The sequence below is a fragment of the Stenotrophomonas sp. CS3K5 genome (assembly GCF_059515225.1).
Genome location: NZ_JCAKRX010000014.1, coordinates 74,508 through 97,404, shown reverse-complemented (window position 1 = coordinate 97,404; position 22,897 = coordinate 74,508). Strand labels below are relative to the sequence as shown.

At 65.1% G+C, this 22,897-nt stretch carries 21 protein-coding genes; 14 read left to right on the top strand and 7 right to left on the bottom strand.

Translation table 11 applies throughout. From position 1 onward, the window contains the following. Window positions 1–60 precede the first annotated feature (60 nt). Window positions 61–1,218, top strand: coding sequence for a hypothetical protein (locus AC5YGJ_RS18120; protein ID WP_496187336.1), 1,158 nt, complete (start codon window positions 61–63; stop codon window positions 1,216–1,218). Here the strand turns inward: AC5YGJ_RS18120 and AC5YGJ_RS18115 are convergent, their stop codons facing one another. Next, window positions 1,219–1,656 carry an acyl-CoA thioesterase gene (locus AC5YGJ_RS18115; protein WP_496187335.1) on the bottom strand — a complete coding sequence of 146 codons (438 nt, stop codon included), beginning with the start codon at window positions 1,654–1,656 and terminating at the stop codon, window positions 1,219–1,221. Between the two features lie 80 nt (window positions 1,657–1,736). Continuing rightward, on the bottom strand, window positions 1,737–2,102 hold the full coding sequence (locus tag AC5YGJ_RS18110; RefSeq protein ID WP_249843080.1) for a hypothetical protein: 366 nt from the start codon (window positions 2,100–2,102) through the stop codon (window positions 1,737–1,739). A gap of 167 nt (window positions 2,103–2,269) precedes the next feature. On the opposite strand from AC5YGJ_RS18110, the gene rimK reads away from it, so the two are divergent. The 7 genes from rimK to AC5YGJ_RS18075 all read left to right on the top strand — a co-directional run bounded on the left by rimK (window position 2,270) and on the right by AC5YGJ_RS18075 (window position 7,891). Further along, window positions 2,270–3,148 carry a 30S ribosomal protein S6--L-glutamate ligase gene (gene rimK, locus AC5YGJ_RS18105; protein ID WP_496187334.1) on the top strand — a complete coding sequence of 293 codons (879 nt, stop codon included), beginning with the start codon at window positions 2,270–2,272 and terminating at the stop codon, window positions 3,146–3,148. Between the two features lie 255 nt (window positions 3,149–3,403). After that, a complete protein-coding gene (locus AC5YGJ_RS18100) occupies window positions 3,404–3,883 on the top strand; it encodes a hypothetical protein (RefSeq protein WP_057498810.1) in 480 nt (159 codons plus the stop codon). A 95-nt stretch (window positions 3,884–3,978) separates the two neighbouring features. Continuing rightward, window positions 3,979–4,461, top strand: coding sequence for a hypothetical protein (locus AC5YGJ_RS18095; protein ID WP_309334197.1), 483 nt, complete (start codon window positions 3,979–3,981; stop codon window positions 4,459–4,461). Between the two features lie 115 nt (window positions 4,462–4,576). Beyond that, window positions 4,577–5,038 carry a hypothetical protein gene (locus tag AC5YGJ_RS18090; RefSeq protein ID WP_107231725.1) on the top strand — a complete coding sequence of 154 codons (462 nt, stop codon included), beginning with the start codon at window positions 4,577–4,579 and terminating at the stop codon, window positions 5,036–5,038. A 159-nt stretch (window positions 5,039–5,197) separates the two neighbouring features. Then, a complete protein-coding gene (locus AC5YGJ_RS18085; protein ID WP_005410804.1) occupies window positions 5,198–5,875 on the top strand; it encodes a response regulator transcription factor in 678 nt (225 codons plus the stop codon). Beyond that, entirely contained in the window at window positions 5,838–7,208 is a 1,371-nt protein-coding gene (locus AC5YGJ_RS18080; protein ID WP_249843082.1) for a sensor histidine kinase, read from the top strand. Before AC5YGJ_RS18085 ends, AC5YGJ_RS18080 begins: the two co-directional genes overlap by 38 nt. Window positions 7,209–7,474: 266 nt before the next feature. Then, complete coding sequence (locus tag AC5YGJ_RS18075; RefSeq protein ID WP_249843083.1) at window positions 7,475–7,891, top strand: hypothetical protein; 417 nt, start codon at window positions 7,475–7,477, stop codon at window positions 7,889–7,891. 95 nt (window positions 7,892–7,986) lie between these two features. Here AC5YGJ_RS18075 and coaE read toward each other — a convergent pair whose 3' ends face one another. Genes coaE through AC5YGJ_RS18060 form a run of 3 tightly spaced genes read right to left on the bottom strand, consistent with a single transcriptional unit; the run spans window position 7,987 to window position 10,741 of the window. After that, window positions 7,987–8,598: a dephospho-CoA kinase gene (coaE, locus tag AC5YGJ_RS18070; protein WP_496187333.1), complete on the bottom strand. Its 612-nt coding sequence runs from the start codon at window positions 8,596–8,598 to the stop codon at window positions 7,987–7,989. 11 nt (window positions 8,599–8,609) lie between these two features. Further along, the gene (locus AC5YGJ_RS18065; RefSeq protein WP_309334225.1) at window positions 8,610–9,473 is read right to left on the bottom strand and encodes a prepilin peptidase; all 864 of its coding nucleotides are present in this window, start codon (window positions 9,471–9,473) and stop codon (window positions 8,610–8,612) included. A gap of 8 nt (window positions 9,474–9,481) precedes the next feature. Next, window positions 9,482–10,741 carry a type II secretion system F family protein gene (locus AC5YGJ_RS18060; protein WP_496187332.1) on the bottom strand — a complete coding sequence of 420 codons (1,260 nt, stop codon included), beginning with the start codon at window positions 10,739–10,741 and terminating at the stop codon, window positions 9,482–9,484. A 357-nt stretch (window positions 10,742–11,098) separates the two neighbouring features. Here AC5YGJ_RS18060 and AC5YGJ_RS18055 point away from each other — a divergent pair, with 357 nt between their 5' ends. From AC5YGJ_RS18055 to pilB, 3 genes are all read left to right on the top strand, one after another. Then, window positions 11,099–11,497, top strand: coding sequence for a pilin (locus AC5YGJ_RS18055; RefSeq protein WP_496187331.1), 399 nt, complete (start codon window positions 11,099–11,101; stop codon window positions 11,495–11,497). 129 nt (window positions 11,498–11,626) lie between these two features. After that, a complete protein-coding gene (locus AC5YGJ_RS18050; protein ID WP_496187330.1) occupies window positions 11,627–13,657 on the top strand; it encodes a sulfatase-like hydrolase/transferase in 2,031 nt (676 codons plus the stop codon). A gap of 90 nt (window positions 13,658–13,747) precedes the next feature. After that, the gene (gene pilB / locus AC5YGJ_RS18045; protein ID WP_496187329.1) at window positions 13,748–15,475 is read left to right on the top strand and encodes a type IV-A pilus assembly ATPase PilB; all 1,728 of its coding nucleotides are present in this window, start codon (window positions 13,748–13,750) and stop codon (window positions 15,473–15,475) included. A gap of 81 nt (window positions 15,476–15,556) precedes the next feature. On the opposite strand, the gene AC5YGJ_RS18040 is transcribed toward pilB, so the two are convergent. Together AC5YGJ_RS18040 and AC5YGJ_RS18035 are read right to left on the bottom strand one after the other, a co-directional pair. Continuing rightward, on the bottom strand, window positions 15,557–16,930 hold the full coding sequence (locus AC5YGJ_RS18040) for a sigma-54-dependent transcriptional regulator (protein ID WP_249843091.1): 1,374 nt from the start codon (window positions 16,928–16,930) through the stop codon (window positions 15,557–15,559). 60 nt (window positions 16,931–16,990) lie between these two features. Continuing rightward, complete coding sequence (locus AC5YGJ_RS18035) at window positions 16,991–18,604, bottom strand: sensor histidine kinase (RefSeq protein ID WP_496187328.1); 1,614 nt, start codon at window positions 18,602–18,604, stop codon at window positions 16,991–16,993. A 382-nt stretch (window positions 18,605–18,986) separates the two neighbouring features. On the opposite strand from AC5YGJ_RS18035, the gene sucC reads away from it, so the two are divergent. The 3 genes from sucC to AC5YGJ_RS18020 all read left to right on the top strand — a co-directional run bounded on the left by sucC (window position 18,987) and on the right by AC5YGJ_RS18020 (window position 22,888). After that, window positions 18,987–20,156, top strand: coding sequence for an ADP-forming succinate--CoA ligase subunit beta (gene sucC / locus AC5YGJ_RS18030; protein WP_004154430.1), 1,170 nt, complete (start codon window positions 18,987–18,989; stop codon window positions 20,154–20,156). Window positions 20,157–20,177: 21 nt separating this feature from the next. Next, window positions 20,178–21,053: a succinate--CoA ligase subunit alpha gene (sucD, locus tag AC5YGJ_RS18025; RefSeq protein ID WP_005410793.1), complete on the top strand. Its 876-nt coding sequence runs from the start codon at window positions 20,178–20,180 to the stop codon at window positions 21,051–21,053. 200 nt (window positions 21,054–21,253) lie between these two features. Next, entirely contained in the window at window positions 21,254–22,888 is a 1,635-nt protein-coding gene (locus tag AC5YGJ_RS18020) for an NAD+ synthase (RefSeq protein WP_249843093.1), read from the top strand. Window positions 22,889–22,897 lie beyond the last annotated feature (9 nt).

The window sequence follows — 22,897 nt, the reverse complement described above, 5'->3', positions numbered from 1 at the left end:
CTGATTGGGGGCGCAGTAGCCGTACTTGGGGAGGGTGGCCCGCTCCTGCTGCCTGATCTCATGGCTTTGAATCGAATCGCTCTCCGCCGTTTCACCCAATGGTTGCCGTTCCTGGTCCTGGTCGCCGTCTGTGTGGCCTGGTGGTCTCCGCTGGGCGTGGTTGTCGCCCTTGTCGCGTGCCTTGCAGTGGGCGGCGTGCTGCAGCGCTTGGATCTGGTCGGTGATGTTGTAGGCGGCGCACGGCTGCGCTCGCGGGCGAAGCGGCCCTTTGCTCCCCGGCCGCCCATCCATGATGTTCTGTTGGAGTGGGGCGAGCTGGGCATGGGAGGGCCGGCCTACAGCACCCAGATGCTGCGCGATGGCGCCATTGTGGAAGGCGTGTCTACCGGCGGCAGCCATGATGCCAGTGGCGAGTGGCAGACGCTGGCGGGCAGCGCGCTGCGTGTGGCCAGTGGCTACATTGATCGTAGCGAAGCGGTGATCGTCTACGACGAAGCGGACAAGCGGGTGATGCACCTGCAGGCGATGGTGCCCAGCCTGTTCTGGCAGGTACTGCACGAGCATCGGCAGCGTGGCGGGGATGCCGAAGCTGCGATGTGGCTGCGTGGTCTTCCCAGCCGATCAACCACGCTGCGCCCCTGTCGGGGTCTATGGCTGGAACAGGGGCATCCGGCGCTGGCCGCCGGGCTGCCGCAGGCATTGCGGCATGTCCTGCCTGATGCCCGGGTGCTGCAGGCCATCCCGCTGCTTCCCGACGACCTGCGTCTGACCGCGCATCCGACCCTGTTCGCGCGTATCTGTCCGTACGCCCTGTGTCTTGATGGCGAACGCAGTGACCGCCATGCCTGCGATCTGGATACGGTGATCAGCAGCCCGGCGGGGCGATGCGTGGTGGTGGCGGGCAGCGTGCTTGATGGGGATCTGCGTCCCATCGAGGGCGTGTGGCTCGTACATTGGCAGGGGCATTGGCAGGCCATTGGCCGCCGTGCAATGGGCGGCAGCGGCAAGGCCCGGAGTGGAGCCTGGATCGACGTGATCGAAGCCGCCGATGACGGCACGCTCCGATGCGAGGCCTACGAGGAACGCTGGGAGTTTGACGACATCACGCGTTGCCCGACAGTACACACATTGTTGGAACTTCCTGTGGAGTGGCGGGACACTCCGTTGGCACTGCGTGTTCGCAATGGACGCTTCAGCCTTCGCATCCCTTCTTCCTGATCAGGCCTGGGTGGCAGGCTCGCTTGCTTCGCGCATCCGTTGCGCATACTCCTCGGTGAACAGCGCCGACAACGCCTGTCGCTGCCCTGCATCGATCTCGCGCGACGTATTGGCCGCATAGTCGAAATGCACCATCACGCAGCGTCCGCTGGCGACCAGTACATCGAGCTGGAATGCCTGCTGCACGATCGACAGCGAGGAGCGGCCAATGTTCTCGATGCGGGTCTCGATACGCACTTCGTGTCCTGCCTGTATCTGCTGCAGGAAGTCGATCTCGTAGCGGCGCAGGATCAGCGTCAGGTCGCGCATGCTGGCGTCGCCGCTGAAGTGCCGGAAGATCTCCTGGCGGCCCTCCTCGAACCAGACGGGCAGGGCGGTGTTGGTGACGTGGCCGAGTACGTCCACTTCGGAGAATCGCGGAAGGATCGTCAGCGGCATGAAGTCTCCGGGGGCGTAGTGGGTGGAATCTCCGGCGACGATGCTGCCATCGCCGGAGACAGCAGGGCGGCTATCGGCTGTCAGTCAGAGTAGAAGCCATTGCCGAGGGTGCCGGGCAGGCCGGGTTCCGGCCACGGCATCAGTGATGTGCAGGCGTCATACAGCGTGCAGAAGTCCTGCCGCAGTTGCGCAGGCACCCAGCTGCCGTAGGAAACGTCTGTCGAATCGCCCTGGCAGGCGTAGGAAACATCGATCCAGCGGGTATTGGCGTGTGAGGCAACGCCCTGGTGTTGTGTCTTGCCCGTGCAGTAACGCAGGCCCTGGCCGATCAGGGTGTTGTTGGCATCGAAGTAGAGCCGGGAGACTGCATGGGTCGGCGCAGCCTGTACGTGCGCGGCGCCCCCCACCAGGCCAAACAGCAACAACAGCGGAATTCCCATTCGCATCTGTGGTTCTCCTTGGATTATGTAGGCCGGCCGTGTCCTGTCCTGTAGCCGGCGAAAGGCATCTTCGCACAGCCCCGGCATGCACGCAGATGCGGCGGCCTGCGGAGCATCATCCGCCCGCCACACGCCCGCGCTATGCTTCGCGCCTGCCGACCGATCCTGCCGCGATGAAGCTCGCCATCCTGTCCCGCAACAGCTCCCTGTATTCCACCCGCCGGCTGGTCGAGGCGGCGCGCGCACGCGGCCATACGGTGCGCATTCTCGACCCGCTGCGCTGCTACATGCGCATCGCCGCCGATGGCTTCTCAATGCACTACAAGGGCCGGCCGATGACCGGCGTGGATGTGGTGATCCCGCGCATCGGTGCCTCGATCACCCGCTACGGCACCGCCGTGCTGCGCCAGTTCGAGCTGATGGGCGCACGCACCCCCAATCCCTCCGACGCGATCCTGCGCTCGCGCGACAAACTGCGTGCGCACCAGCTGCTGGCGGCCAAGGGCATCGACATGCCGGTGACGGTATTCGGCGACAACCCCGATGACACTGTGGACCTGCTGTCCATGCTCGGGCCGCCGCCGCATGTGGTGAAGCTCAACGAGGGCACCCAGGGTCGCGGCGTGATCCTCACCGAGAAAGCCAGCGCCTCGCGCGGCATCGTCGAGGCGTTGCGCGGCCTGTACGCCAATTTCCTCATGCAGGAATTCATCGGCGAGGCCAAGGGCGCCGACCTGCGCTGCTTCGTGGTCGGCGACCAGGTGGTGGCCTCGATGCAGCGACAGGCCCCTGAAGGTGACTTCCGCTCCAACCTGCATGCCGGTGGCACCGCGGTGGCGGCCAAGGCCAGCCGCGCCGAACAACAGGTGGCGGTGCGCTCGGCCAAGGCGCTGGGGTTGTCGGTGTGTGGGGTGGACCTGATCCGCTCCGCCCGTGGCCCGCTGGTGCTGGAGGTCAACTCCACCCCTGGCCTGGAGGGCATCGAGGCAGCCTGCGGGGTCGATGTCGCCACGCGCATCATCGCGCATGTCGAGAAGCTGAAAAAGGCCTGATTATTCAGTAGCTTGAGATTCTCATGGCGGGTGAGCCGGACTTTTAACAAGGCTTTAATCGGACCCGGCGTAGGCTTCAGCGAACCGCAGCTCTGCCTCTCAGCAGGATCGGTAATCGGGATACGACTTCAGGCCCAGGCGGGTGCACCGTCTGGGCCTTTTTTATGCTGCGGGGCAGCAGCGCCGGTCCCTTGTGGAGGCCGCGTGAGGGTCGTAGAGTTGGGCCTTCGTTCCGGGATGGATCGGGAGGTTGGCATGTACCGCATCATGATGATCGCGTTGTTGCTGGGCCTGTCTGGCGGGGTTGCCGCCAAACCAGAGAAAGCCGCTGTACAGATGGACCGGCAGGCGCCGGTGGCCGAACAGATGCGCCAGGTGGAAACCGCTCTGGGCACCCCCGAATACGCTGAACTGTCCCTGGAAGACCGCACCCAGGTGCAGCAGTCGCTGTCGCGCATCCGCCAGCACATGGGTGAGCGGCAGACCGTGCAGGAACTGCCGCCGCAGTTGCAGACCGAAGTCTTCAACGAGCAGGAGCGGATCAACACCCTGCTGGTGCGCGGGCACGACGACAGCCGGCAGATCTGCAGGTACGAGCGCACCACCGGCAGCAACATGCCCAAGAGCCGCTGCCTGACGGTGGCCGAGCGGCGCCGTATCGAAGAGAAGGGCAAGGCGCTGATCAATGACCAGCGCAGCTACAACACCCTCGCACCGCCGCCCGCGGGGCGTTGATCGCACCGTCTGTCGGCCTGTGCCGGCGCTGCCCTGCGGGGCGCCGGTGCGACCGCAGCTCGGACGTTCCACTCATGGATGACATGGAGATAACGATGCAGCGCATGATTTCCCTCACCCTGGTGCTGGGCCTGGCCCTGGCCACCACCGCCCAGGCCAAATCCGAGAAGGCCAGCGTGAAGCTCGATGGCAGCGCGCCAGTGGCCGAACAGCTGCGAACCGTGGAAACCGCCATCAACAGCGACGACTACAGTGAGATCGGGCTGGAAGACAAGAGCCGTGTGCAGCAGGCGGTGGGGCGCATCCGCGACCGGATGGGCGAGCACGAGCGTGTTGAGCAGCTCAGCCCGAATGACCAGACCGCGGTCTTCAACGACCAGGAAGTGATCAACACGATCCTGACCCGGGCCCGTGCCGACAGCCGCATGGTCTGCCGCCGCGAGCGCTCGACCGGCAGCAACATGCCGCAGAGCGTCTGCATGACGGTTGCCCAGCGGCGCAAGGCGCAGGAGGACAGCCGCAAGGTGCTCAATGGTATCCAGAGCTTCCCGGCGGACGACAAGAACTTCAGGCGCTGATGGTTGGCGTTCTGGCAGGGCCCCGCCAACGGTCACCCTGCCGTGCGTCCCTTGTGAACGCATCGGTGGAACCGTAAAGTCGGGGCCCTATTCACGGACGAACATGGAGCTCGTCATGTACCGCACCACCACGCTCGCGCTGATGCTTTCCCTGGGCCTGGCAGCCACTGTGCAGGCCAAGGCACAGAAGGAGGCCGTACGCATGGACGCCACCACGCCGGTCTCCGAGCAGATCCGCCGCGTTGAAACGGCCATGGGCAGCGAGGACTACAGCGAGATCGGCCTGGAAGACAAGAGCCGCGTGCAGCAGGCGCTGAACCGGATCAAGGTCAAGATGAACGGCCGCGAGAAGGTTGACGAGCTGGCAGCGCAGGAGCGCACGGACGTCTTCAACGAGCAGGAGATCGTCAACACGATCATGAGCCGGGCCCAGGCCGACAGCCGCATGATCTGCCGCCGCGAGCGCCTGACCGGCAGCAACATGCCGCAGAGCGTGTGCCTGACCGTGGCCCAGCGCCGCAAGGCCCAGGACGACAGCCGCCAGGCACTGACCGACCAGCAGCGCCTCAGCCGCTGAGCGGTGCCCACGGGGGCCTATCCACCTCGTGCCTTCGGTACGAAATGTTAAGACTGGAACCTGTATCGTTCAGCAGGTAGACGTCGCGTCCACCGCCCCCAGGCCATTCTGGGGCGGTGGGCCTGGCCCCCGACGACCCTTCAAGAACCAGAGGTTCCAGTGCGCATTCTCGTAATCGAAGACAACAGCGACATCGCCGCCAACCTTGGCGACTACCTTGAGGATCGTGGCCACACCGTGGACTTCGCTGCCGACGGCGTGACCGGCCTGCACCTGGCGGTGGTCCACGAGTTCGACGCCATCGTGCTGGATCTGAACCTGCCGGGCATGGATGGCATTGAAGTGTGCCGCAAGCTGCGCAATGAAGCGCGCAAGCAGACCCCGGTGCTGATGCTGACCGCGCGTGATTCGCTGGACAACAAGCTGGCCGGTTTCGACTCCGGCGCCGACGACTACCTGATCAAGCCGTTCGCGCTGCAGGAAGTGGAAGTACGCTTGAACGCGCTGTCGCGGCGCGGCAAGGGCGTGCAGACCCGCGTGCTGGAGACCGGCGATCTGGAATACAACCTGGACACGCTGGAAGTGCGTCGCCAGGGCAAGCTGCTGCAGCTCAACCCGACCGCGCTGAAGATCCTGCAGGCACTGATGGAAGCGGCCCCGGCCGTGGTGACCCGCCAGGAACTGGAAACCCGCGTGTGGGGCGAAGAACTGCCCGACTCGGATTCGCTGCGCGTGCATATCCATGGCCTGCGCGCCGTGGTCGACAAGCCCTTTGAAGTGCCGCTGATCCAGACCCGCCATGGCATCGGATACCGCATCGCCACCCCGGAAGCCTGATTCCGTGGCAACCAAGGGTGAGCGCCGACGTACGCCCTATCGGCGGCGTCTGCGCAGCCGCATCATCGTTTCATTCGTGCTGTTGGGCTTCTGCCTGACGACACTGTTCGCCTTCGCCACCAACTGGGCCCGCATGCGGGTGGAAAACCAGCTGGTGGAGGATGTGATCAACCACAACATCGAAGAGTACGCACGCCGCTTCTACGAGCATCCCGGTCGGAACCCGGCAGTGCCGGTACAGCAGATCCGGGCCTACGCGTACTCGGCCGACAAGTTCGACAAGGCGCGCGAGTCCTGGCCGCAGTGGGCCGACCTGCAGAACGGCAACTACAACCTCAGTGGCACCGACGAACAGGGGCAGCCCTACGCCTACAAGCTCGCGGTGCGCAAGGCCGATGACGCCTGGTTCTTCCTCGCCTATGACATGACCGACAGCGTGCGCGGTGGCAAGCAGCTCAACCGCGCGCTGGTGTTGTCGGTGCTGGTGTTCAGCGTGCTGTCGCTGGTGCTCGGCTGGTGGTCGGCCTCGAAGGTGATGAAGCCGGTGTCGGATCTGGCGGCGCGGCTGCGTGCCTACCGTGGCGGCACCAGTGATCCGGAGCCCTTGGCGCCGCGCTTCCCCGATGATGAAGTGGGGCAGCTGGCACAGGCGCTGGACGACTACTCCTCGCGGCTGACCGAAGTGGTACAGCGTGACCGCGAGTTCAACGCCGACGTCAGCCACGAGCTGCGCACGCCACTGGCGGTGATCCGTGGCGCCACCGAACTGCTGCTGACCCGTCCCGGCCTGGACGAGAAGGTGCTGCAGCGCCTGCAGCGCATCCAGCGTGCCGAACAGCAATGCAGCGATCTGATTGGCGCGCTGCTGCTGCTGTCGCGCAACGAGCGCGGGCAGGGCACCAGCAACGTGGCCCGCGTGGCCGAGCAGCTGCTGGATGCACACCGCGCGCAGCTGGGCGGCAAGCCGCTGGAGCTGGCGCTGGAAGGCGAGCGTGATCTGGTGATCGACGCGCCCGAAGCCGCGCTGTCGGTGGCGCTGGGCAACCTGATCGGCAACGCGGTGAAGTATTCCCAGGATGGCGAAGTGCGCGTGCATGTGGGCGCCAACGCCGTCTCGGTGACCGACAGCGGTCCGGGCCTGAGCGAGGAAGACGCGGCCAAGCTGTTCCAGCGTGGCTACCGCGGTACCCACGCGGGCCATTCGCAGGGCGGCGGCATCGGCCTGTCGATCGTCAGCCGCCTGTGCGACCTGTACGGCTGGCAGGTGAGTGTGCGGCCCGGTGGCCAGCGCGGCGTGATCGCCACACTGACGTTCTCGCCCAAGCCGCTGTAACGGCGGCGTGGCCGACCCGGGTTGGCACATGACGCTGCCCTGGTAGGTGCCAACCTGGGTTGGCATTGATGCCCGGTACTCGGCATCGGCCATCCACGCATGGCGTGGATCTACCGGAACATGACTGTTTCCGCCTGCCTCGGCGTGCGGTGGCTCACGGTTCCGAGCACCCTCACCCTCGTTGACGCGTTTGCCTCCTGACGGGCCGAAGCGCAGATGGCCAGATGCCAGTGTCGGATCGTCCGTCGCCTGCCAGGAGCCTCGTTGTGTCACACCATGCCCGTTACCCGAACCTGCACCAGTTGGTTGGCGATTCGGTCAGCCAGCTCTCCACCGCGGTCGCCCAGCGCGTCGAGGATGTGCTGTCCCGGCCCGATGGCCTGATGCCGATCCTGATGGCACAGATGGACGTCGACGGCTTCACCGCAGACGCTGCGCGGCGCGCCGGCTTGAAGCCCCCGCAGGCCGGCACCCCGGCCGGCTTGAGGCACACCGTGGCAGGCATCTCCACCTTGACCCGGATGATGTATGCCGCGCATATCGCGCGCACCCGCGGAGGTCCGTTGCAGGTCGTGCCACCAGATGCCATCGAAGGCCTGCTGCTGGCCGCGCGCGAGCTGACCTGCTACGCGCAGCAGCAATTGCAGGCCGAAATGGCCCGTGGCGCAGCAACCCTGCAATAGTTGCGGCAAGCCTGCGCGCGGATTCGGAACGCCTCAGATCCAGGACGCGCGCTGGATGCGCCTGGGTAGTGCTGGCCGCTGGCCGGCAACCCGCCTCAGCCCCCGGCCAACCCCAGGTACCGCGCATGCAGGTGTTCCACCTGCGCCTGCAGGTCGTCCGGCTGCCCATCATTGACCACCACGTCATCGGCCAGTGCCTGGCGCTGTGTGCGGCTGGCCTGGGCGGCAATCATGCGGTCGGCCAGCGCGGCATCGATGCCGTCGCGCTGCATCAGGCGGGCATGCTGCACCGCTTCCGGCGCATCCACCAGCAGCACCCGGTCCAGCCATGGGTAGGCTTTCCGGCCACCCACCTCGGTCAGCAGCGGAATGGCCGCGATCGCATACGGGCTCCGGGCCTGTTCGCACTGCTGCTGCATCAGCCGGCGGATGGCCGGGTGGGTGATGGCTTCCAGCGCCGCCCGTTCCGCCGGGTCGGCGAAGACATGGGCGCGCAGCCGGGCCCGGTCCAGCTGGCCATCGGTCAGCAACATCCCGGCGCCGAAACGCGCGGCAATCTGCACCAGGGCCGGGCTGCCGGCCTCCACCACCGCGCGGGCGGCCAGATCGGCGTCGGCCACCACGATGCCCAGCGCCTCGAAGCGCCGGGTCACTTCACTCTTGCCGGCGGCGATGCCACCGGTCAGGCCCACCACATAATGGCTCATGGGGGATCCCCTCAGCGCAGCCCGCTCAACACCAGGTAATGCTCCACCAGCGGCGCGCCCCACATGAAGTAGAGCCAGCCGGCGATGGCCAGGTACGGGCCGAACGGAATCGGGGTGGCGCGGTCACGGCCGCGGCTGTACAGCCAGATCGAGCCGATGATGGCGCCCAGCACCGAAGACAGCAGGATGATCGGCAGGATGCCCTTCAGCCCGCACCAGGCGCCGAGGGCCGCCAGCAGCTTGAAATCGCCGTGGCCCATGCCTTCCTTGCCGGTCAGCTGCTTGAACAGCCACCAGACCGTCCACAGCGACAGGTAGCCCACCGCCGCGCCCACCAGGGCGGGTTTGGCCGGCATGTACAGGTTGTCGATGCTGCCTATCAGGCCCAGCCACATCAGCGGCAGGGTCAGCTGGTCCGGCAGCAGCTGGGTGCGCAGGTCGATGCCGGACAGGGCGACCAGGAAACAGGTCAGCACGATGGCGCCGAACCCCTGCCAGCCGAAGCCGAACTGCCAGACGCAGGCCAGCACCAGCACGGCGGTCAGCGCCTCCACCAGCGGGTACTGCAGCGAGATGGGGGCCTTGCAGTGGCGGCATTTGCCCCCCTGAACGAGCCAGCTGAACAGGGGGATGTTCTCGTACCAGCTCAGCTTGTGCTTGCAGTGCGGGCAGTGCGAGGGCTCCACCACGATCCCCGGCGGTGGTGGCTCGTAGAAGTCCGGTTCTTCCAGCACCTCGCGCGCGTCGCGCTTCCACTGCCACTCCAGCCGCTTGGGCAGGCGCAGGATGACCACGTTGAGGAAACTGCCCAGCAGCAGTCCAAAAGCGGCCGCGGCGGGATAGCCGAGGCCGGGGTGCTGGTCGAGAAATGCCATTGATGCCTTTAGCCGACGACGGCGCCGAGTTTGAAGATGGGCAGGTACATCGCGATGACCAAGCCACCGACAATGGTACCAATGAACACCATGATCATCGGTTCGAGCAGGCTGCTCAAGGCATCCACGGCATTGTTCACTTCCTGCTCGTAGTATTCAGCCACCTTGAACAGCATGGCATCCAAGGCGCCGGCCTCTTCACCGATGCCGGTCATCTGGATGACCATGTGCGGGAACAGGTTCAGTTGCTTCATGGCCATGTTGACCGGGTAACCGACCGACACGTCGTCGCGCATGCGCAGCACGCCCTCGGCGTAGACCTTGTTGCCGGTGGCGCCGGCCACGATGCCCAGCGCTTCCACCAGCGGCACGCCGGCCTTGAAGGTCACCGCGGTGGTGCGGGCGAAGCGGGCGATGGCGCTGTTGTGCATGATCTGGCCGATCACCGGCACCTTCAGTACCAGCCGGTCAACGGTGTGCTGCATCTTCTCCGAGCGCCGGTAGGCCATGGCAATGGCCACCACCGTGCCGATGACAGCGATGGCGATCAGCCACCACCAGGACACCATGAACCGCGACAGGTTCACCACCATCTGGGTGAACGCCGGCAGGTCGGCGCCGAAGCTCTGGAAGACCTCCTCGAACTGCGGCACCACCCACACCAGCAGGATGGTGCTGACCAGGAACGCCACCACCAGCACCATGGCCGGGTAGAACAGGGCCTTCTTGATCTTGCCCTTCAGTGCCTCGATGTTCTCCTTGTAGGAGGCGATCGTGTCCAGCACGGTTTCCAGCACACCGGCGCTCTCGCCGGCGCGGACCAGGTTGCGGTAGAGCTCGTCGAACTGCACCGGATGGCGGCTGATGGCCTCGTACAGCGAGGAACCGCCCTCGATGTCGGCGCGGATGCCGTCCACCATCTTCTTCATGCGCGGGTTCTTGTGCCCGCTGCCGATGATTTCCAGCGCCGAGACGATCGGCACGCCGGACTTCATCATGGTGGCCATCTGCCGGCTGAAGAAGGCGATGTCCTTGGGCGTCACCGGCTTGCCGGCGGCACCGAACAACGGCTTCGGCTTGGGCTTGACCTGGCCCGGGTTGATGCCCTGCTTGCGCAGTTCGGCACGCAGCAGGTTGGCGTTCTTGGCCAACTGCTCGCCCTTCATCTTGATGCCCCGCTTGTCGGTCCCCTCCCAGACAAACGGTTGCAGCTCCATCGTGGCACGGGCCACGGGCTCTTTCTTGATCGCACTGCGACTGACAGACATGTTGGCTCCCCAAGGCCCGCCATCCCCAGGCGGGCATCCTGACCGGCGATGGTAGCCGGTTCGGGGCCGTCCGGGGAGCCCGCTGGCGTGACGCTGCGCAGGGTTTTCGACCTGCCGAGACGAAAGGTGACGTACCGCGTCACATTGCCGCGTCCATCGCAGATTCGACGCGGGGGGGTTCCCATCCGCGAAATTGCTGCCATCATTGGCGCGGGGAAATCGGGGAGACGCTGCCATGGGAGATTGGCACGTTACCTGCGTCGATCCACCCGCGGGGACGGGCAGCCTGCTCATCCGGTCATCTGGCCGGCCGTCGGCCCCGACATCAACCACCACTCATCTTGGGGATGTACCACCATGAAGAACCAGAAGGGCTTCACCCTGATCGAACTGATGATCGTCGTTGCGATCATCGCCATCCTGGCCGCCATCGCGCTGCCGGCTTACAGCGACTACACCAAGAAGGCCAAGGTCTCCGAAGTGATCCTGGCTGCCTCCGCTGTGCGTACGGCTGTGTCCGAGTACGCTGCGGGTAACGGCACCCTGCCGCCGAGCTCTTGGACCCCGGAAGCACAGAAGTCTGATTACGTCTCGGGTGTGACTTGGGATGGTAGCAAGATCACTGCGACTTCGACTGTTAATGGTGCCACCGGCAATGTCACCCTGACTGCAACCCTGAAGTCCAACCAGCAGGTTACGTGGGTTTGTGGCGGCACCGTTGACAAGAAGTACCGTCCGGGCACCTGCCAGGGCTAATCGCCTCTGGTAGAGCTGTGGCATGAACGGGGGGGCTTCTGGCCTCCCCGTTTTCGTTTTGGGGGAGTGTGACCGCTTACCGCTGCAGCTGATGTGTGTGGTCGTGCAATTGCGGTCTCTGGGAGTTATATGTACTACGTCGTGTCCTTCCTGTGGTGGGGCCTCTGGTTAGGAGGCCAGTTCGCGCTCGTCTTCGAGCGCCAATCCGAGCTGATCAGTGGTCTGCCGCGGGTTGGTGGCGACGGTTTGGCTACCTTCCCAGTGGAGCAAGCACTGGCAGGCGCTGCTTCATACTTTGGGGTGATGCTGCTGCTACACGTTGCTCTGGCGTGGGCCAGCGCAGCCGCCTTTAAGACGGTATTGCTCCCCCGTGTGAGACCGAGGCAACGGCTTCTGACCCTGCTTGCTCAACTGCTGCTGATGACATTGGCATTGTCATTTGCAGGAGCTTGGATCTATCCGCAGTCGGCTATGGGTGACGTGCTGGGCCTCGCCCTGCTGCAGCCAAGTACGCGAGTGATTGCAATTGCCCTGCTGTTTGCCAGCGTGGCCTTGTTGCTGATCTGGGTTTATGTGATCTGTCGTCGTTCCCGTCCAACGCGGGTCATCTTGGCATTGATTGCAGTCGCGTTGGTGCTGCCGGGCGCGGGGCTTTGGTTCAGCGTGCCGCGCTCGGCCTCGGTACAAGCGCCAGATGTGATCATCATTGGCATAGACTCGCTGCGCCCAGACCACCTTCAGCGCAATCATGCGCCGTTCCGGGTGATGCCCCAAGTGGAGGCGCTGCTAGATCGTTCTGTGGTATTCGATGACGCGCTGAGCACGCAGCCCCACACCTCGCCTGCTACGACTAGCGTATTGACCGGTCAGTGGCCAGCTCACAGTGGCGCACGCGGCAATCTGTTCCCCGCCAGCAATTCGACAGCCTCCGCAAGTATGGCACACGCTTTTGCTGCGGCTGGTTACGAGACCATGTTTGCGATGGATGAAACACGATTCGCGAACATCGATCAAGTCTATGGTTTCCAGCGCGTACTGTCGCCAGGCATGGGAGTCAGCGAGATGCTGCTCGGCGTGCTTGGCGACAACGTGCTTAGCAATCTGCTGATGGCTGCGCCGGTTTCTCGAATGCTAACTCCGAATGTGTACGGTAACCGAGCACATGTGTCGGTATATAGGCCGGAGGCCTTCAGTCGGCGGCTAACTGACGGAGTACAGCGAGCACCGGCCAATAAGCCGCTGTTCCTGTACGTACACTTCTGCATGGCGCATTGGCCCTACCAGTTTACTCGCCTAGGTGACGACGATCGATTCGAGGATCTGCCCACGGGAGAGTATGCCGATGCCAAGCCGCAGTACCTGCGTGGGTTGGCTACCGCTGATCAGCAAGTGGCTCAACTGCTGGACGATCTTCGGCGCAATGGTCGACTGAATAACGCCATCGTAGTGGTTATGTCTGACCACGGCGAAGATTTCGATTTGCGAAAGGATCTGTGGCCGGCTGGTGACATCCAGGTGCCCGGCGGTATCGTCAATGGACATGGAGGGTCAGCTATTCGTGCGCCGCAGACGTCTGTACTGCTGGCTTTCACGCGGTTCGGCCAAGGAAGCTTCGTGCCGACAGTGCGTCATGACCCGGCCAGTTTGGTGGATGTTGCGCCGACGGTGCTGAAGGCTGCCGGAGTGACAGACCACGTGCTGCGAGACGGACGTGACCTGCTGGCGCCGAGCCAAATCCCAATGAATAGCCGCATCAGATTCGTAGAGTCATCCTACTTCCCCGGTTCGCTGCGCAAGTCCGAGATTGACGAAGGGGCAGTTCTACGCGAGATGGCATCGATGTATCGAATCACCTCGGCTGGGCGAGTGGAGGTGAAGCCGCAGTGGATGGCTTACCAGATTAGCCACCGGCAGCGTGCTGCCTATCTGGGCAATTGGGTGCTAATGGCTGCGGAGACCCCGGACGATGGCTTACTGGTGATCGATCGGACGGCCCGTCGTGGCTGGCGCCTGCAAGACGCGCCACCGCAGGCGCCATTGAAGGAGTTGCATGAAGCTTGGTGCGAGCACTGGAAGATGGACGATTCTGGTCGTTTGTTCTGCCATTTAGCTCCGGCCGTGAAGAGCGTTTCTACGGTTACGGCAGTACCAGTGTTGTAGGGTTAACATGCCTGCGGACGCAATGGGCCAGGCCTTGTGACAGCGCGTCTAACCGAAACACGTCGTCTAAACCCTTGTTTGGAAACCAGCATGAGCGCAGTCACCACCCCCAACCTCGTCGGCATCACCGGCCTGGCCCGGCGCCTGGTCCAGGACGGTGCCCTGGACGAGTCCACCGCGCGCGATGCCATGGCCAAGGCCACGGCGGCCCGCCAGCCACTGCCCACCTGGTTCGCGCAGAACAAGCTGGTCAGCGCCTCGCAGCTGGCGGCGGCCAATGCGGTCGAGTTCGGCATGCCGCTGTTCGACGTGTCCACGTTCGATGCCAGCCAGAACGCGATGAACCTGGTCAGCGAGGAGCTGCTGCGCAAGCACAACGTGCTCCCGCTGTTCAAGCGTGGCGGCAAGCTGTTCGTGGGCACCAGCAACCCGACCCACGCGCTGGATGAGATCAAGTTCCACACCAATCTGGTGGTGGAGACCATCCTGGTCGACGAGGATCAGATCCGCCGCACCCTGGAGCAGTGGCACGCCAGCCATGACACGCTGGGCGATACGCTCGGCGGCGACGACGAGGGGATGGCCAACCTCGATGTCGGCCTGGGCGACGAAGACAATGCCGGTGGCGACTCCGGCATCGACGCCAAGGGCGACGACACGCCGGTGGTGAAGTTCGTCAACAAGGTGCTGGTCGATGCCATCCGCAAGGGCGCCTCGGACATCCACTTCGAGCCGTACGAAGACGACTATCGCGTGCGCCTGCGCATCGACGGCCTGTTGAAGATGGTCGCGCGTGCGCCGGTGAAGCTGAACCAGCGCATCGCCGCGCGCCTGAAGGTGATGGCGCAGCTGGATATCGCCGAAAAGCGCGTGCCGCAGGACGGGCGCATCAAGCTGAACCTGTCCAAGACCAAGCAGATCGACTTCCGCGTCAGCACGCTGCCGACCCTGTTCGGTGAGAAGGTGGTGCTGCGTATCCTGGATGGCAGCGCCGCCAAGCTGGGCATCGACAAGCTGGGTTACGAGCCGGACCAGCAGAAGCTGTTCATGGATGCCATCCACAAGCCCTACGGCATGGTGCTGGTGACCGGCCCGACCGGCTCGGGCAAGACGGTGTCGCTGTACACCGCGCTGGGCATCCTCAACGATGAGACCCGCAACATCTCCACCGCCGAAGACCCGGTGGAAATCCGCCTGCCCGGCGTCAACCAGGTGCAGCAGAACAACAAGCGCGGCATGACCTTCGCCGCCGCACTGCGCTCGTTCCTGCGCCAGGATCCGGACATCATCATGGTCGGCGAAATCCGCGACCTGGAGACGGCCGAGATTGCCATCAAGGCCGCGCAGACCGGCCACATGGTGCTGTCCACGCTGCATACCAACGATGCGCCGCAGACCATCGCGCGACTGATGAACATGGGCATCGCGCCGTACAACATCACCAGTTCGGTGACGCTGGTGATCGCCCAGCGCCTGGCGCGCCGTCTGTGCCCGAACTGCAAGCGCCCGGCGCAGTTGCCCGAACACGCGCTGTTGGCCGAAGGCTTCAGCCAGGCACAGCTGGATGCGGGCATCGAGCTGTATGAGGCGGTGGGCTGCGATGAATGCACCGAAGGCTACAAGGGGCGTACCGGCGTCTACCAGGTGATGCCGATGACCGATGAGATCGCCACCATTGTGCTGGCCGGCGGTAATGCACTGCAGATTGCCGAGGCGGCGCAGCAGATTGGAGTGAATGATCTGCGCCAGTCGGCGTTGAAGAAGGCCGCGGCCGGCGTCACCAGCCTGGCCGAGATCAACCGCGTGACCAAGGATTGAGGTAGATCCACGCCATGCGTGGATGGCGCGGCCCGCCGCCGGTTAGAGCCCTTTCCCATGGAAAGGGCTCTGACCCTGGGTTTACTCCATGCCCAGCTTTTTCAGCTTGTAGCGCAATGCACGGAAGGTGATGCCCAGCTGTGCGGCGGTGCGGGTCTTGTTCCAGCGGTTCTCTTCCAGCGCGCGCTGGATGGCACTGCGCTCGAGCTGCTCGATGTACGAGGGCAGGGCGGCGCTGCCGGGTTGCAGGTCGGCCACGGCTTCAGCCGGCGCGGCGCTGCCCGGTGCGCGCGGTGAATGCTGGGGCAGGCGCAGGTCATCAGCACCGATGCAGTCTTCTTCGGCCAGCGCCAGTGCGCGTTCGAGGATGTTCTCCAGTTCGCGTACGTTACCGGGGAAGCTGTACTGGGCCAGCGCCTCCAGGGCCGAAGGCGCCAGCAGCGGCGTGCCGCGTCCATGGCTGCGGGCCAGGCGCGCCAGTACCGCTGCGGCCAGCTCCGGCAGATCCTGGCGGCGCTCGCGCAGCGGCGGCACCTTCAGCTCGATCACATTGATGCGGTAATACAGGTCGTGGCGGAAGCGGCCATCCTCGACCAGCTCGGCCAGGTCCTTGTGGGTGGCCGAGAGGATGCGCACGTCCACCGGTTCTTCGTTGGCGGCGCCGACCGCGCGCACCGATTTTTCCTGGATCGCGCGCAGCAGCTTTACCTGCATCTGCAGCGGCAGCTCGGCCACTTCGTCCAGGAACAGGGTGCCGCCATGGGCAGCCTGGAACAGGCCGGGCTTGTCGGCATGGGCGCCGCTGAAGCTGCCCTTGCGATGGCCGAAGAACTCGCTTTCCATCAGTTCGCCCGGGATGGCGCCGCAGTTGACCGGCACGAACGGGCCGGCCGCGCGTGCGCCCTGGGCGTGGATGGTGCGCGCCACCAGCTCCTTGCCGACCCCGGATTCACCCAGGATGTAGACCGGCGCCTGGCTGCGCGCGACCTTGCCGATGGTGGTGCGCAGCACGTCCATCGCCGGCGAGGCGCCCAGCAGCCGCGCGCCCTGTTCGGCACTGGGGCCGGGTGCGGGGCGGTCGGCGTTGTTGAGTTCCAGCGCGTGCTTGACCAGCCCGCGCAGCACGGCGATGTCCACCGGCTTGCTGACGAAGTCGAAGGCGCCGGCCTTCAGCGCTTCCACGGCCAGGTCCATGCTGCCGAAGGCGGTGATCATCGCCACCGGCGTGCGTGGGTAGTGCTGGGCAATCTCACTCACCAGCTCGATGCCGTTGCCGTCGGGCAGGCGCATGTCGGTGATGCACAGGTCGTACGGATTGCTGGCCAGCAGCTCGCGCGCCTCGGCAAGGTTGGCCGCGGTACTGATGCGCAGCCCCATACGGCCAAGCGTCAGGACCAGCAGTTCGCGGATGTCGCGTTCATCGTCGACGACGAGGGCGCTGCGGGTTTCGTTCATGGGCGGAGAAGATAAACGAGGGGGCTGGAAGCGACAAATGTTTGACGCACAGAATCGGAATCAGGTGGGCAGCAGGGTGTGCGGGCCGGGCAGCACCAGGCGGAAGCAGGAACCACCGGCAGGCACCGGGATGTAGTCCAGGCGCGCCTGATTGGCGCGGCACAGTTCGCGGGCGATATACAGCCCCAGGCCGGTGCCGTGCTCGGAGGTGGTGAAGAACGGGCGGAACAGCTGCGCGGCCACGCTTTCGGGAATACCGGGGCCACGGTCCATCACGTCGATCACCGCGCTGCGTTCATGCTGGGCCACGCGCAGGCGCACGCGTGCCGGCTGCTGGCCGATGCGCCCGTACTTGAGCGCGTTGTGCACCAGCACGGTCAGCACCTGGTACAGGTGCTTGCTGTCGACCTGGGCCATCACCGAGGTGTCGTTGATGATCGGCTCGATGCTGTCCGTCTCCAGTGTCTGGCCCTGCTTGTACTCCAGCACGAAGCGCCGGACGAAAGCGGCCAGGTCGACGTTCTCCGGTGTGGCGCGTTCGCGCCGGGCCAGGCCCAGCACGCTTTCGACGATGCCGTTGGTGCGCTGGCACTGCTGGCGGATGATCTGCAGCAGGCGGCGGTCGCTCTCGTTGAATCCGGTGCCTTCCTCCAGCAGCTGCACGGCGTAGTTGATGGCCGCCAGCGGATTGCGGATTTCATGGGCCAGGCTGGCCGAGAAGCGTCCCATGGCCGACAGCGTGAGCGATTCGGCACGGCGCGAGACCACGCTGGAATCGTCCAGGAACACCAGCGCCAGATCGCTGCCGGCCAGCAGGCGGGCGAAACGCGGCTGCACTTCCGGTTGGTCCGGGTTGAGCTGCAACGGCAGTTCTTCCTGCGCCCAGCCATTGCGCCAGCGCTGCAGGCGGCGGGCCAGTTCCGGCGCGGCGCTGGTCAGATCCAAGCGGCCGCTTTCGCCGTTGCCGTCGTTGTCGCCCAGCAGCATCGAGGCCGCTTCGTTGGCCAGGGTGATGCGGTTGTCGGCGTCCACCACCAGCACGCCGGTACGCATGCGGCGGATGATCAGTTCATTGATCTGGAACAGGTTGGCCACTTCGTCGCCGCGCTGGTTGGCCAGCTGCTGGTTGCGACGGGCGCGGTTGCCCACCTGGTAGCTGATGAAGGCCAGGGCCAGGTAGCTGGTGGCGAACATCGCCAGTTCGGCCAGGGTGCGGGTCGGGTCTCCGCCCTCCAGCAGTTTCCAGGTGTACTCCACGCCGGTGGCCAGGCTGGCGGCCAGCGCCAGGCCCAGGCCCCAGCTGAGTGGCAGCAGGGTGGCGGCCGCGGCGATGTTGAACAGCAGCGACATCGAGATGCCCGCGCTGGCACCGGGCAGGGCATGCGAAAGCAGGGTGGCGGCGACGATGTCCACCAGCACGCCACTGACCACGATCGGGCGCAGCCAGCGTTCATTGCGGCCGATCGCCAGGGCCAGCAACGACAGCAGCAGGTAGATCACCGCGACGGTATCGGCCAGGCGCGGGTGGTGGGCTTCGCCGACCATGGCCGACAGCGGGCTGTACAGCAGGCCGGCGATGACGGCGGCGATCAGTACCCGGTACAGCGCGAAGAAGTACAGCTCGCGCCGCGGGATCGATTCGATGCGGTCAATCAATGAAGCACTGGGTGACACGCCGGAACTCCCCTTCTGGCTGCCTGGAACTGGGTTTTGACGGCGGTGGCCGACAGCGTAGCCGATGTTCCCCCGATCATCGGAACCGCGCCATGTAGCGTCGAGCTTGCTCGACTCTACCCCGACACCGCCGCCCCAAGTATAGGCTTGTGGAAGCGATTTCCTGCGCAATCGGGCCCGGGCGGGTGCCTGGCCGGGCCCGCCCTGCGCCCGCAACCGCCTGAATGACGGCGGAAAACTGGCCGGGCCTGGCGTTTGGTACAGACTTCTTTGCGCCCCGGCGCCGGCTCGGCCACAATAGTGGGCCCGCCGCGGTCCATGCCGGCGCCCCGCCGGGGCCCTGAGGAATTGCGTGCGGTCGTTCCTATTCCCACGGTGACGCATGAATTTCCACGAATACCAGTCAAAACAACTGCTTGCCGAGTACGGCATCCCGGTCCCGGCCGGCAAGGTCGCTGCGACCCCGGACGAAGCGGTTGCCGCTGCCAACTCCCTGGGCCAGGGCCCCTGGATGGTCAAGGCGCAGATCCACGCTGGCGGCCGCGGCAAGGCTGGCGGCGTCAAGTTCTGCAAGACCACCGACGACGTGAAGGCCGCTGCGGCCAAGATGCTCGGCACCAAGATGGCCACCTACCAGACCGCTGGCGTTGAACTGCCGGTCAACCTGGTGCTGGTGACCACCGCCGGCGAGATCGTCAAGGAACTGTACCTGTCGGTGCTGGTTGACCGTGGCACCAAGACCATCACCTACATCGCCTCTTCGGAAGGCGGCGTGGAGATCGAGCAGGTTGCTGCTGAAACCCCGGAACTGATCCACTCGCTGAACGTCGACTTCGTCGAAGGCGTGCAGGGTTACCACGGCCGTGATTTCGGCTTCAAGCTGGGCCTGACCGCCAAGCAGGCCGGCCAGTTCGCCAGCATCATGGTGAACCTGTACCGCCTGTTCAACGAAAAGGACCTGGCCCTGGTTGAAATCAACCCGCTGGCCATCCTGGACGACGGCAACCTGTACGCGCTGGACGGCAAGTTCGACAGCGACGACAACGCCGCGTTCCGCCAGAAGGCCCTGGTCGCCATGCGCGACAAGACCCAGGAAGATCCGACCGAAGTGATCGCTTCGGAACTGGACATCAACTACGTCACCATGGACGGCAACATCGGCTGCATGGTCAACGGCGCCGGCCTGGCCATGGCCACCATGGACGTCATCAAGCTCAACGGCGGCGAGCCGGCGAACTTCCTGGACGTGGGCGGCGGTGCCAACAAGCAGCGCGTCATTGAAGCCTTCAAGCTGATCCTGTCCTCGGACAAGGTCGAAGGCATCTTCGTCAACATCTTCGGCGGCATCGTCCGCTGCGACATGATCGCCGAAGGCATCATCGCCGCCGTGAAGGAAGTGGGCGTCAAGGTTCCGGTGGTGGTGCGCCTGGAAGGCACCAACGTGGAAGAAGGCAAGCAGCTGCTGCGTGACAGCGGCATGGCCATCATCCCGGCTGACAACATCAACGATGGCGCCAAGAAGATCGTTGAAGCTGTCAAGAACGCCGCCTGATACCGACACCAAGGAATTCCAATGTCTGTTTTGATCAACAAGAACACCAAGGTGATCGTGCAGGGCTTCACCGGCCAGCAGGGCACCTTCCACGCCACTCAGATGATCGAGTACGGCACCCAGGTTGTCGGCGGCGTGACCCCGGGCAAGGGTGGCACCACCCACATCGACCTGCCGGTCTTCAACACCGTGGCCGACGCCGTGCAGAGCACCGGCGCCAACGCGTCGGTGATCTACGTGCCGCCGCCGTACGCGGCTGACGCGATCCTGGAGGCCGCTGCTGCCGGCATCAAGGTCATCGTCTGCATCACCGAAGGCATTCCGGTGCTGGACATGCTGCGCGTGAAGAACGTGCTGACCCGTTCGCATCCGGACACCGTGCTGATCGGGCCGAACTGCCCGGGCGTCATCACCCCGGGTGAGTGCAAGATCGGCATCATGCCGGGCCACATCCACCAGCCGGGCAAGATCGGCATCGTGTCGCGTTCGGGCACCCTGACCTATGAAGCGGTCAAGCAGACCACTGAAGTCGGCCTGGGCCAGTCCACCTGCATCGGCATCGGTGGTGACCCGATCAACGGCCTGAACTTCGTCGACTGCCTGAAGCTGTTCAACGAAGACCCGCAGACCGAAGGCATCATCATGGTCGGCGAAATCGGCGGTGACGCTGAAGAAGCCGGCGCCGAGTACATCAAGAACCACGTGAAGAAGCCGGTCGTCGGTTTCATCGCCGGTGCGTCGGCTCCGGCCGGCAAGCGCATGGGCCACGCCGGTGCGATCGCCTCGGGCGGCAAGGGCACCGCGGAAGGCAAGTTCGCCGCCATGGAAGCTGCCGGTGTTGTCACCGTCCGCTCGCCGGGCGACCTGGGCGCTGCCATCGCCAAGCTGGTCAAGTAAGACCGGCTGCTCTTGTAGAGTCGAGCTTGCTCGACTGCTGCATGCGAAAACACAAAGGCCGCCTCCGGGCGGCCTTTGTGCGTCTGGGGTCCCGCGTTCCGGCGGCCCCATCCACGCATGGCGTGGATCTACCGGGCGCGCCCGGCGCGCGCATGGCGCGGCGTTACAATGGGTGCATTGCAACCACAGGCTGGATTCCCATGGCTTCGATCCGCATCGCGATGGCGCAGTTCGACTTCCCGGTCGGCGATGTTGCCGGCAACACCGAGCGCATCATCGAGATGATCGGCCAGGCGCGCGACGAATACGGCGCCGAGCTGGTGATGTTCCCCGAGCTGGCGGTCAGCGGCTACCCGCCGGAAGACCTGCTGCTGCGCCCGGGCTTCCTGTACGAGTGCGAGCAGGCAATGACACGCATCGCGGCGGCTTGTCGTGGCATCACCGCCGTGGTCGGCTGGCCGCAGGCCGCCGGTGCGGTGGTCTACAACGCCGCCAGCGTGCTGCGTGATGGCCTGGTCGAGCAGACCTATCGCAAGCGCGAGCTGCCCAATTACGCCGTGTTCGACGAACGCCGCTACTTCGATGTTGATCCCGACGGTGGCAGCTGCGTGTTCGAGGTCAACGGCATTCCGGTGGGCCTGCTGATCTGCGAGGACCTGTGGTTCGCCGAGCCGTTGGCCGATACCGTGCGCGCCGGTGCGCAGCTGGTGGTGGTGCCCAATGCGTCGCCCTACGAACGCGGCAAGCATGCCCAGCGCGATGCAGTGCTGGCCGCACGCACGCGCGAGAGCGGCGCGGCGATTGCCTACCTCAACGTGGTCGGTGGCCAGGACGCGCTGGTGTTCGATGGCGCCTCGGTGGTGGCCGACGGTGACGGCACGGTGCACCCGGCCGCCGCCGCCTTCGTCGACCAGTGGCTGGTGGTGGAGTATGACGGCGCCAGCCGCCGCTTCCTGCCGCACGTGTGGATGGACGACGGCGACGAGAGCATGGATGCGCTGGCCTGGCGCGCGGTGACCCGTGGCATCCAGGACTACTGCCGCAAGAACGGTTTCAAGAAGGTCTGGCTGGGCCTGTCCGGTGGCATCGACTCGGCGCTGGTGCTGGCCATGGCGGTGGATGCGATGGGCGCGGACAACGTCACCGCAGTACGCCTGCCGTCGCGCTACACCGCCGGCCTGTCCAACGACCTAGCGGCCGAGCAGTGCCAGGCACTGGGCGTAAAGCTGGAAGCGGTGTCGATCGAGCCGGCGTTCAAGGGCCTGATGGAATCGCTGGCGCCGATGTTCGAGGGCACCACGCCGGATGTGACCGAAGAGAACCTGCAGTCGCGCAGCCGTGGCGTGATCCTGATGGCGCTGGCCAACAAGTTCGGCGGACTGCTGCTGACCACCGGCAACAAGAGCGAGTACGCAGTGGGCTACGCCACCATCTACGGCGACATGTGCGGTGGCTATGCGCCGCTGAAGGACCTGTACAAGACCGAGGTGTTCGGCCTGTCCAAGTGGCGCAACACCGTGGGCGGCGCGCCGGTGATTCCACCGGCGGTGATCAGCCGCCCGCCGTCGGCCGAACTGCGCGAGAACCAGCTGGATCAGGATTCGCTGCCGGCCTATGACGTGCTGGACGGCATCCTGTACCGCTACATCGACCAGGAACAGTCGCGTACCGAGATTGTTGCCGCAGGCTATGACGCGGCCGTGGTCGACCGCGTGCTGCGCCTGGTGCGCATCAGTGAATGGAAGCGGCACCAGGCCGCGCCGGGGCCGAAGGTCTCGCGCCGCGCGTTCGGCCGCGAGCGCCGTTACCCGATCAGCAACGGCTACAAGGGCTGAGGTAGCGTG

Coding starts and splice junctions, on each gene's coding strand:
- AC5YGJ_RS18110 (WP_249843080.1), bottom strand. CDS start 2,102: ATGCGAATGGGAATTCCGCTGTTGTTGCTGTTTGGCCTGGTGGGGGGC.
- AC5YGJ_RS18060 (WP_496187332.1), bottom strand. CDS start 10,741: ATGTCTGTCAGTCGCAGTGCGATCAAGAAAGAGCCCGTGGCCCGTGCC.
- sucC (WP_004154430.1), top strand. CDS start 18,987: ATGAATTTCCACGAATACCAGTCAAAACAACTGCTTGCCGAGTACGGC.
- coaE (WP_496187333.1), bottom strand. CDS start 8,598: ATGAGCCATTATGTGGTGGGCCTGACCGGTGGCATCGCCGCCGGCAAG.
- AC5YGJ_RS18020 (WP_249843093.1), top strand. CDS start 21,254: ATGGCTTCGATCCGCATCGCGATGGCGCAGTTCGACTTCCCGGTCGGC.
- pilB (WP_496187329.1), top strand. CDS start 13,748: ATGAGCGCAGTCACCACCCCCAACCTCGTCGGCATCACCGGCCTGGCC.
- AC5YGJ_RS18050 (WP_496187330.1), top strand. CDS start 11,627: ATGTACTACGTCGTGTCCTTCCTGTGGTGGGGCCTCTGGTTAGGAGGC.
- AC5YGJ_RS18055 (WP_496187331.1), top strand. CDS start 11,099: ATGAAGAACCAGAAGGGCTTCACCCTGATCGAACTGATGATCGTCGTT.
- AC5YGJ_RS18120 (WP_496187336.1), top strand. CDS start 61: ATGGCTTTGAATCGAATCGCTCTCCGCCGTTTCACCCAATGGTTGCCG.
- AC5YGJ_RS18090 (WP_107231725.1), top strand. CDS start 4,577: ATGTACCGCACCACCACGCTCGCGCTGATGCTTTCCCTGGGCCTGGCA.
- sucD (WP_005410793.1), top strand. CDS start 20,178: ATGTCTGTTTTGATCAACAAGAACACCAAGGTGATCGTGCAGGGCTTC.
- AC5YGJ_RS18040 (WP_249843091.1), bottom strand. CDS start 16,930: ATGAACGAAACCCGCAGCGCCCTCGTCGTCGACGATGAACGCGACATC.
- AC5YGJ_RS18100 (WP_057498810.1), top strand. CDS start 3,404: ATGTACCGCATCATGATGATCGCGTTGTTGCTGGGCCTGTCTGGCGGG.
- rimK (WP_496187334.1), top strand. CDS start 2,270: ATGAAGCTCGCCATCCTGTCCCGCAACAGCTCCCTGTATTCCACCCGC.
- AC5YGJ_RS18080 (WP_249843082.1), top strand. CDS start 5,838: ATGGCATCGGATACCGCATCGCCACCCCGGAAGCCTGATTCCGTGGCA.
- AC5YGJ_RS18095 (WP_309334197.1), top strand. CDS start 3,979: ATGCAGCGCATGATTTCCCTCACCCTGGTGCTGGGCCTGGCCCTGGCC.
- AC5YGJ_RS18115 (WP_496187335.1), bottom strand. CDS start 1,656: ATGCCGCTGACGATCCTTCCGCGATTCTCCGAAGTGGACGTACTCGGC.
- AC5YGJ_RS18065 (WP_309334225.1), bottom strand. CDS start 9,473: ATGGCATTTCTCGACCAGCACCCCGGCCTCGGCTATCCCGCCGCGGCC.